The sequence below is a fragment of the Endozoicomonas sp. ALB115 genome (genome assembly GCF_049310245.1).
Taxonomy (GTDB): Bacteria; Pseudomonadota; Gammaproteobacteria; order Pseudomonadales; family Endozoicomonadaceae; genus Endozoicomonas.
The window spans coordinates 1-7,458 of record NZ_JBLYZG010000112.1; the positions used below are offsets into that span (position 1 = coordinate 1).

Annotated in this window: 8 protein-coding genes; 2 read left to right on the plus strand and 6 right to left on the minus strand. The window is 49.5% G+C overall.

What is annotated here, in order from left to right; translation table 11 throughout:
- Nucleotides 1-812: 812 nt before the first annotated feature.
- Nucleotides 813-1,661 carry a carbon-nitrogen hydrolase family protein gene (locus ACO6VE_RS23385; RefSeq protein ID WP_422449802.1) on the minus strand — a complete coding sequence of 283 codons (849 nt, stop codon included), beginning with the start codon at nt 1,659-1,661 and terminating at the stop codon, nt 813-815.
- Between the two features lie 83 nt (nt 1,662-1,744).
- Between ACO6VE_RS23385 and ACO6VE_RS23390 the strand changes: the two genes are divergently transcribed.
- Both ACO6VE_RS23390 and ACO6VE_RS23395 read left to right on the plus strand, forming a co-directional pair.
- Entirely contained in the window at nt 1,745-2,530 is a 786-nt protein-coding gene (locus ACO6VE_RS23390) for an NRDE family protein (protein ID WP_422463794.1), read from the plus strand.
- 41 nt (nt 2,531-2,571) lie between these two features.
- On the plus strand, nt 2,572-2,997 hold the full coding sequence (locus tag ACO6VE_RS23395) for a hypothetical protein (protein WP_101748126.1): 426 nt from the start codon (nt 2,572-2,574) through the stop codon (nt 2,995-2,997).
- Between the two features lie 240 nt (nt 2,998-3,237).
- Here ACO6VE_RS23395 and ruvX read toward each other — a convergent pair whose 3' ends face one another.
- The 5 genes from ruvX to ACO6VE_RS23420 all read right to left on the minus strand — a co-directional run.
- On the minus strand, nt 3,238-3,687 hold the full coding sequence (ruvX, locus tag ACO6VE_RS23400; RefSeq protein ID WP_422449799.1) for a Holliday junction resolvase RuvX: 450 nt from the start codon (nt 3,685-3,687) through the stop codon (nt 3,238-3,240).
- Between the two features lie 18 nt (nt 3,688-3,705).
- A complete protein-coding gene (locus tag ACO6VE_RS23405) occupies nt 3,706-4,278 on the minus strand; it encodes a YqgE/AlgH family protein (RefSeq protein ID WP_422449798.1) in 573 nt (190 codons plus the stop codon).
- Nucleotides 4,279-4,349: 71 nt separating this feature from the next.
- Entirely contained in the window at nt 4,350-5,240 is an 891-nt protein-coding gene (locus ACO6VE_RS23410) for an energy transducer TonB (protein WP_422449797.1), read from the minus strand.
- A gap of 160 nt (nt 5,241-5,400) precedes the next feature.
- The gene (gshB, locus tag ACO6VE_RS23415) at nt 5,401-6,333 is read right to left on the minus strand and encodes a glutathione synthase (protein ID WP_422450541.1); all 933 of its coding nucleotides are present in this window, start codon (nt 6,331-6,333) and stop codon (nt 5,401-5,403) included.
- A 538-nt stretch (nt 6,334-6,871) separates the two neighbouring features.
- On the minus strand, nt 6,872-7,458 hold a 587-nt coding region (locus ACO6VE_RS23420; RefSeq protein ID WP_422463796.1), incomplete at its 5' end, for an RNA-guided endonuclease TnpB family protein.

Sequence of the window (7,458 nt, forward strand, 5' to 3'; positions counted from 1 at the left end):
TTTTAGTTGAAGAATTGTGCGGACATGATTTTTTTACCTTGTCTGCAGCCCTTATGGCTGTAGTGCTTCAGAGTTCATCGGGAATTGCTGCCAAAGCAGTGTTCAACCGTCGTCATTAAGTGAACGATTAATTACTCCAGGATGCCTTAATACCGACCAATTCACCTATTTTACCGGTATACATCCCTTCAATGACAATGACAATGACAATGACAATGACAATGACAATGATATTTATTGCACTTACACTGATAAAACCCTGCCCGAACAGATGGCAGAATTAGTCGATCACGGAATCATTAGCGTAATTGAGCACGCAGGAAACATAATTTACCATGGTGCAAAGAACACCTTTGAATGTATCAATCAAGGGCTTACCTGGCGACAGTATATTGATGAATCTGTGTGCGTTAGTATGGATGCAGGTACTTGTAGTTCTCTTGGTGGATATACTTCTACAGGTAGCAGTATATGTTCGCCGGCAATTGACCTTCAAAGTTCTGCCAGTAAATTATGCAGTAGAGATCTTGTGGAGCTGTGTAAATGGCAGAACTCTTAGGGTGGACATTAAGCTTACCCCTCCATTTTCAATGGCTTTTGAATGGAACCACGAAGGACACCAAGAGCACGAAGGAAAAGAAAATCTCTTCTTCGTGCTCTTGGTGTCCTTCGTGGTTCCATCTTTAACTTCCCGAAGAGGGGAGTAGATGCTTAATGTCTACCCTAAGTAGCAGAACTAGTAGGCTTATTATGCTCCGAGAATAGACTGCCCCTTTTTTGCCACAGAGTCACAGAGGAAAAGATTTTTTCTTTCATCCGTGCCTCCGTGACTCCGAGGCAAGTTTTTTTCTATCCAGGATGAGTCTGCGGTGGTTTAAGCAAGGCATTCGCCGACGAACTCTCGCCAGTTCATCCAGATCCAGTTCTGCCATAATCACCGCAGCCCCTTCTGCAGGGGCTTGTGCCAGAATATCCCCCCAGGGTGAAATGATCATACTGTGGCCATAGGTCTGTCGGCCATCAGGGTGGGTACCCGCCTGATTGGCTGCCAACACATAACATTGGTTTTCAATCGCCCTGGCTCTCAACAGCACTTCCCAATGGGCTGCACCGGTTACTTTTGTGAAGGCAGAAGGTATGGTTAATATGGTTGCCCCCTGCGCCACCAGAGTGCGAAATAACTCGGGAAAGCGAAGGTCATAACAAATTGACAGGCCAATCGTTGCCTCACCAATATCCACCAGCCCTAACCCGGCTCCGGGGATAAAATCATCGGATTCTCTATACCGACCTTTACTGTCAGATACCTCGACATCAAACAGGTGCATTTTGTTGTAGCAGGTGACTTCATCCCCTGCGGGGCTATACACAAGACATGAGGCATGGTTGCGCCCGTCACTAATATCCCGCACAGGTACTGAACCGCCCACAAGCCAGCTACCCAATGTTCTGGCTGTTGATGCCATCCATTCCCTTATTTCATCCGCTTGCAGAGCCGCTTCAGCCTGGGGGCCTCCAAGCATGGCAAAGCATTCGGGTAATACAATAATGTCTATTTGCTGTTGTTGATAAGCCGTTAACTGACTTTCAATATCCGCAAGATTTTTTGCCACAACCCGGCCCGAGCAAACCTGAACCACCGCCGCCTTGAGTCTACTCATTATTATTTGCCTGTGCTTTTTCGCTGGATGGATGATAATTTATTTCTCGCGTGACTTCATAACACCACAAGATCGTCAACAACATGTGCCTTATAGTTTTTTCATGGCAGCCTGATAGCCAGTATCCACTGATTCTGGCGGCCAATCGAGATGAATTTTATCAACGCCCGACACAGGCAACCGACTTCTGGAACGATTCGCCCGATGTCTTTGGAGGCCGGGACCTGGAAGCTGGCGGCAGCTGGCTGGCCATTAACAAAAATGGCCGCTTTGCTGCCGTTACCAACTACAGGGAAGTTCCCAGCCCTGCTGGCTTATATTCCAGGGGGGCGCTGGTGGCCAACTTTGTCACAGGTTCCCAGTCGGCATCTGACTATTTACAGGCGGTTCAGCAACAGAGCGATAAATGGTCAGGGTTCAATCTCCTGACTATGGATTCAACCGGCCTTTATTACTTGAGCAACCGCGCAAAAGACCACAGTATTGCTCCTCTCCCCCCCGGGATCTATGGTTTGAGCAACCACCTGCTGGACACACCATGGCCAAAGCTTATGAGAGCACGTACTGGCTTTACCAGGGCAATCAAAGAGTCCATCCCCCCCGTTAGCAAACAGCTTATTGAACTGATGCACGATAATTATCAACCACCGGAGGAACAATTACCGGATACCGGGGTCAGCAAAGAGGTAGAAAAACTGATTTCCAGCTGCTTTATTGCCAGTAAAGAGTACGGTACCCGCAATACCAGCGTATTGATGATTGATCATCACCATCAGCTGCAATGGGTGGAACAGGAGTACCTGTCGGAAGGCGCTGTCGGTGAACAGCGTCAGTTCAAATTCACACTGGAGCAGAATCAGCTAAGCTAGTACATCAATTGCAAGTTGCCCGATTGAACTAAGGATTTCCTATGCTTAACCGCTTTTGCCCGTTACTGCTTCTCTCTTTGTTGGCACTGCCGATCAGTACCCTGGCTATCGATAACTGGATAGCCGTTGGTTCAGCGAAAGCCAGGGTCAGTGAAAATACCTTAACCATTTTTCCCCAGATGGAAGAGTCCTACAGCAAGCTTCGTTTCCATATATCCAATGGCGATATCATCTTGCGTCAGGCTCGTATCTATCTGGCTAAAGGTGAGGTATTTCATATCAACCTGCAAAAAACCATTCGAGGTAAAAGAAATGGTGATGAGGTACAGGATTACTCAAGGACAGTGCCACTGAGCAGTTCACAGCAGAGCCCACTGGCGAAGATCAAGGTATTCTATAAATTCAAACAGCAGCAATTGGCAACCCAGCCGGTCATTGTTGAGCTGCTTGGTGTGCCTGTAACCTGAGATGGGAATAAGCGCTGCCCGTAAAAGACAGATTGCTTGCGCCTTTGCGGGAAGCGACCTTAGGAGCTGTCCTGAAATAATTTCCACATTTCTGGGTTTCAAAACTACGTTCGTCCTGAGTGCTGAGCTTGTCGAAGTATCGAAGGATGAACGGAGATCGAGTTCAAAATGTGGAAATTATTTCGGGACAATTCCTTAACAAGCCTCAGTCAAATGCGGAACTTATTGCGAGACAATGTCTTAATGACTCATAAGATGTTCATTCTGAGGATCATTCAGCCAGGCTTCCAGGATAATCTGGGCGGCCATGGCATCCACAGGGTTTGATCCGTAATGCCCTTTATGGCCAAGCTTGCTGGCCCATTCTTTGGCCTCAAAAGACGTCAGTCGTTCATCCGCTGGATAAAATGGCAGGTTGAAGCGTCCATGAATCCGGTTACCAAACTTTCTGGCGCGGCGCGACATGTCGGATTCTGAGCCATCCATATTCAATGGAATACCGACGACAATGGCATCGGGTTTCCACTCCATGATCAGGGCTTCAACCTGGCTCCAGTCCGGGATTCCATCTTTTGCTTTTAACGATGGCAGGGCGGAGGCGGTTCGGGTAATCACCTGCCCGGCCGCAACACCAATGTTACGGGTTCCGAAGTCAAAACCCAGTACGGTACTTAATTTCTTAGCGGTCATTGCTTTTTCAAAAGAAACTTATGCATGGCCAACCTGATCAGAAATCAGGTTGATATTGACACCCAGTGTACTGGCAGCGGCACTCAGTCTCAGGTGGTAAGGAGTATCGAAAACAATGGATGGATGGGCCTCACAGGTCAGCCAGACATTCTCGGAAATTTCCTTTTCCAGCTGACCCGCGCCCCAGCCTGCATACCCAAGAGCCACCAGTGCCTGCCTCGGACCTTTGCCTTTTGCCATGGCCACCAGTACATCGGTTGATGTCGCCAGTTGCAGCCCGGGGCATATCTGCAAGCTGGCATCCCAGCTGGATTCCCCTGAATTCAGCACAAAACCCCTCTCCTGGGATACCGGGCCTCCAGAGTATACCGCATGCTGACTCACGCCTGACTGCTCATGGTGATCAATGCCAATCTGTCGGAATATCTCGCTCATCGGCAGAGTGCTTGGTCGGTTCACCACAATGCCCAGGGCACCTTCCGGGCTGTGCTCACAGATAATGGTCAGCGTTTCAGCAAAAGAAGGGTCGGCCATGCCGGGCATGGCAAGAAGAAAGTGACTTTTGAAATTCTGGAAAGGGACACTGCTCATAGCGGCAGTATCAGGGTAAAGGGCATTTATGGCAAGTCTTGATACCTATATTCCCGCAATACAACAGGCCTTTACTGACTGAACAGTCGATCCCCCGGCTCAAAGCGCCAGGTACGTATGATCTCGACGATATCATAGCTCTTAAGCGTGTCGTCAAATGGGGCAAAGGGCGAAGCCATTCTGACAATGCGCACCGCAGCATCGTCCAGAACCCGATAACCCGATGAATCCAGTATCTCAACATTGGACAATGTGCCATCCCGGTTGATGGCAACCATCAAGCGCAGCTCGCCATAGAGCTTCTGCTTACGTGCCTTTTCCGGGTAGTTGATGTTGCCCACTTTCTCAACCTTCCGCCGCCAGGACTCTTTGTAAAATGCCCCGGCTTCCTGCAGGGTTGAGGCCGCTGTCAGCCTTTTGATACGAGGGCGTTTGGCAAACTCCTGGCGCTGCTGATGGAACTGGGCTTCAAGGCTGGCAATTTCATTTTTCAGGTCAATGTGCTTGCGTGGCTTGTCTTTTTCAACGGCAATAGGCTCTTGCTTTTCACGGTCATCGGTTGCCGAAACTTGCTGCTGGCTCTTTGCCCTGGTGGTAATACGGGTCTGTTCTGTCACGGCTTGCTCTGGTTGAGCCGCGGTTTGTGACTGTGGCTTGACTTCCTTGATGGTGTCTTCCTGAAACTGTGCCTGCTGGTCACTGGAGGGCAATGCTTTTTCATCCAGAGTACCGCTGCCCTGTTGATTGATCTGGGCCAGGTAGTCGGCTTCTTTGGGTTTCTCTTTGCTTTGATAGCTGGCCAGAGTCACTTCCAGGGTTGGCGGTGGGGCAGGCTTGTCATTAAAGCTAAACGTTATCCCCAGCACGATCAGAACGTGCAGAGCCCCCGCCATAAAAAGGGTAAAACCCAAACGGTCTGCCGTCGATACTGCTGCTGATGAAATGGTCGCTGGCTGAGTCATAGCTTTCTGATTACTGCTTTCCCTGGTAAAGCCCGATGGCAGAGCCGTCCTGATTACTACAATTGAGCCCTTCTATCAAAGGGCTCCCGGGAGCCTGTCGGACTTAAGACTATAGGCAAGATTCTGCTGGAAAAAAACAGTCTATAGAATAATCGTCTGGTCAGGGCCTGGCCTTGAGTTTTTCCTCGATCTTATCCATCAACTGACCGGCGATATTGAGTTTAAACTGGTTGTCCAGCTCACGGATACAGGTTGGTGAGGTAACATTGATTTCTGTGAGGTAGTCGCCAATAACATCCAGCCCGACAAAGATCAGGCCTTTCTTGCGCAGCTCGGGCCCTACCTGACGGGCAATCCACAGATCCCGCTCACTCAGGGGGCGTCCTTCACCGGTACCGCCTGCGGCCAGGTTGCCCCGGAGTTCTCCGTTAGCAGGAATGCGCGCCAGGCAGTACGGGACGGGTTCCCCATCGATCATCAGGATGCGCTTGTCACCGGATTTAATATCCGGGATAAACTTTTGAATCATGGCCTGATGCTGGCCCATTTCCGTCAGGGTTTCCAGGATCACGCTTAAGTTCGGATCATCTGGCCGGGTCCGGAAAATAGAACTGCCGCCCATGCCATCCAGTGGCTTCAGCACCACATCACCATGTTCTGCCGCAAACTCTTTCAGCAGCCTTGGACTGCGGGAAACCATCACCGGGGGCGTGCACTGTGGAAACAGTGTGGCAAACATTTTTTCGTTGCAGTCACGGATACTGCGGGGGTTATTCACAATCAGAGTACCTGCCGCCTGAGCCTGCTCCAGCAGATAAGTGCTGTAAATGAATTCCATATCAAAGGGCGGGTCCTTGCGCATCAGGATGACATCCAGCGCATCCAGCGGCATCTCACAGCGCTCATCCAGGGCAAACCAGTTTTCAGGATCAGCATTGACGGTTAACGGCTTAACGCTGCCCATGGCAACACCTTCTTTCTGATAAAGGTCGGCCTGTTCCATGTAAAACAGCTGCCAGCCTTTCTGACTGGCCGCCAGCAGCATGGCAAGGGAGCTGTCTTTTTTGTAATTGATGGAGGCAATAGGATCCATCACAATGCCGAGTTTCAACGCTTTCACAATATATACCTTTTATACTATCCAGCAGGATTCAGGTTAACTTCTCTATTTCTAAACGAATGAAAAACCGCAAAGCTTACTTCGCACCCGCGTGTTAATGGCAACTGATCGGCACACGGATCATTTTGCCGTCATTGATGAGTCAGGCTTATAAGGTTATTGAATCAATTGCTAACTGCGTTTACCAAGTTAATCTGAAAATTAAAGAGTGAAGGTTACATAGAATTATCTGAAATTGATATCAGGAAGATTAAAATTGAAAAAGATGAGTTGGAATACTTTATGAAATATATCAAGGAGTAATTACAGCGGTTGTTCGTATGAAGCCACTCCCCCGTCGTTTAGGGGCAGGGCCGGTATTATGGCGACTGGCGTCATTATCAGGCTCGGCGCGTTGCCTTTTGCGTCGTTTTGGCACCATTCGCTGACACTCCCCGCCCTATCGGGCGAGGGTTCTTAGATCGCTCCAAGAACCTTCCTGCTTCAACACGCCTTCCCAAGATAGCGGTTTTTAAGCCGCTATCCCCGTTCCAGTCGCTCCACAGGCTAACCCCGCCAGTCCGGCGGTTCTTATATTCTTTGCTGCGTTTATGTCCCTGTCGTGATGGGTATTGCACTCAGGGCAATCCCATTCACGAATAGACAACGGCAGACTTTCATGGACAAACCCACAGCAGGAGCACCGCTTGGAACTGGGAAAGAAACGGTCTATCTCAACCACAGTACGATCAGCCCATTCAGACTTGTACTTCAGTTGTCGGACAAACTCTCCCCAGTTGGCATCTGCGATATGTTTTGCCAGCTTTGGATTTTTGATCATGCTCTTCACATCCAACGATTCAACGCACACAACTTGGTTTTCGTTAATGAGTGTACGGGATGCCTTGTGGGTAGCATCCATCCGGCAGTCGGCTATTTTGGCATGGACACGGGCAACCTTGAGCCTTGCTTTGGCTCGATTGTTACTGCCTTTCTGCTTTTTAGCCAGTTGACGCTGAAGGTAGGCGAGCCTTTGCTCATAGCGTCGGGTGTGACGGGGATTGCCGGATTTTTTACCGTCCGATGTGATGAACAGATCGGTTAAACCTAAATCAATAC

Coding starts and splice junctions, on each gene's coding strand:
- ACO6VE_RS23385 (WP_422449802.1), bottom strand. CDS start 1,661: ATGAGTAGACTCAAGGCGGCGGTGGTTCAGGTTTGCTCGGGCCGGGTT.
- ACO6VE_RS23390 (WP_422463794.1), top strand. CDS start 1,745: ATGTGCCTTATAGTTTTTTCATGGCAGCCTGATAGCCAGTATCCACTG.
- ACO6VE_RS23395 (WP_101748126.1), top strand. CDS start 2,572: ATGCTTAACCGCTTTTGCCCGTTACTGCTTCTCTCTTTGTTGGCACTG.
- ruvX (WP_422449799.1), bottom strand. CDS start 3,687: ATGACCGCTAAGAAATTAAGTACCGTACTGGGTTTTGACTTCGGAACC.
- ACO6VE_RS23405 (WP_422449798.1), bottom strand. CDS start 4,278: ATGAGCAGTGTCCCTTTCCAGAATTTCAAAAGTCACTTTCTTCTTGCC.
- ACO6VE_RS23410 (WP_422449797.1), bottom strand. CDS start 5,240: ATGACTCAGCCAGCGACCATTTCATCAGCAGCAGTATCGACGGCAGAC.
- gshB (WP_422450541.1), bottom strand. CDS start 6,333: ATGGATCCTATTGCCTCCATCAATTACAAAAAAGACAGCTCCCTTGCC.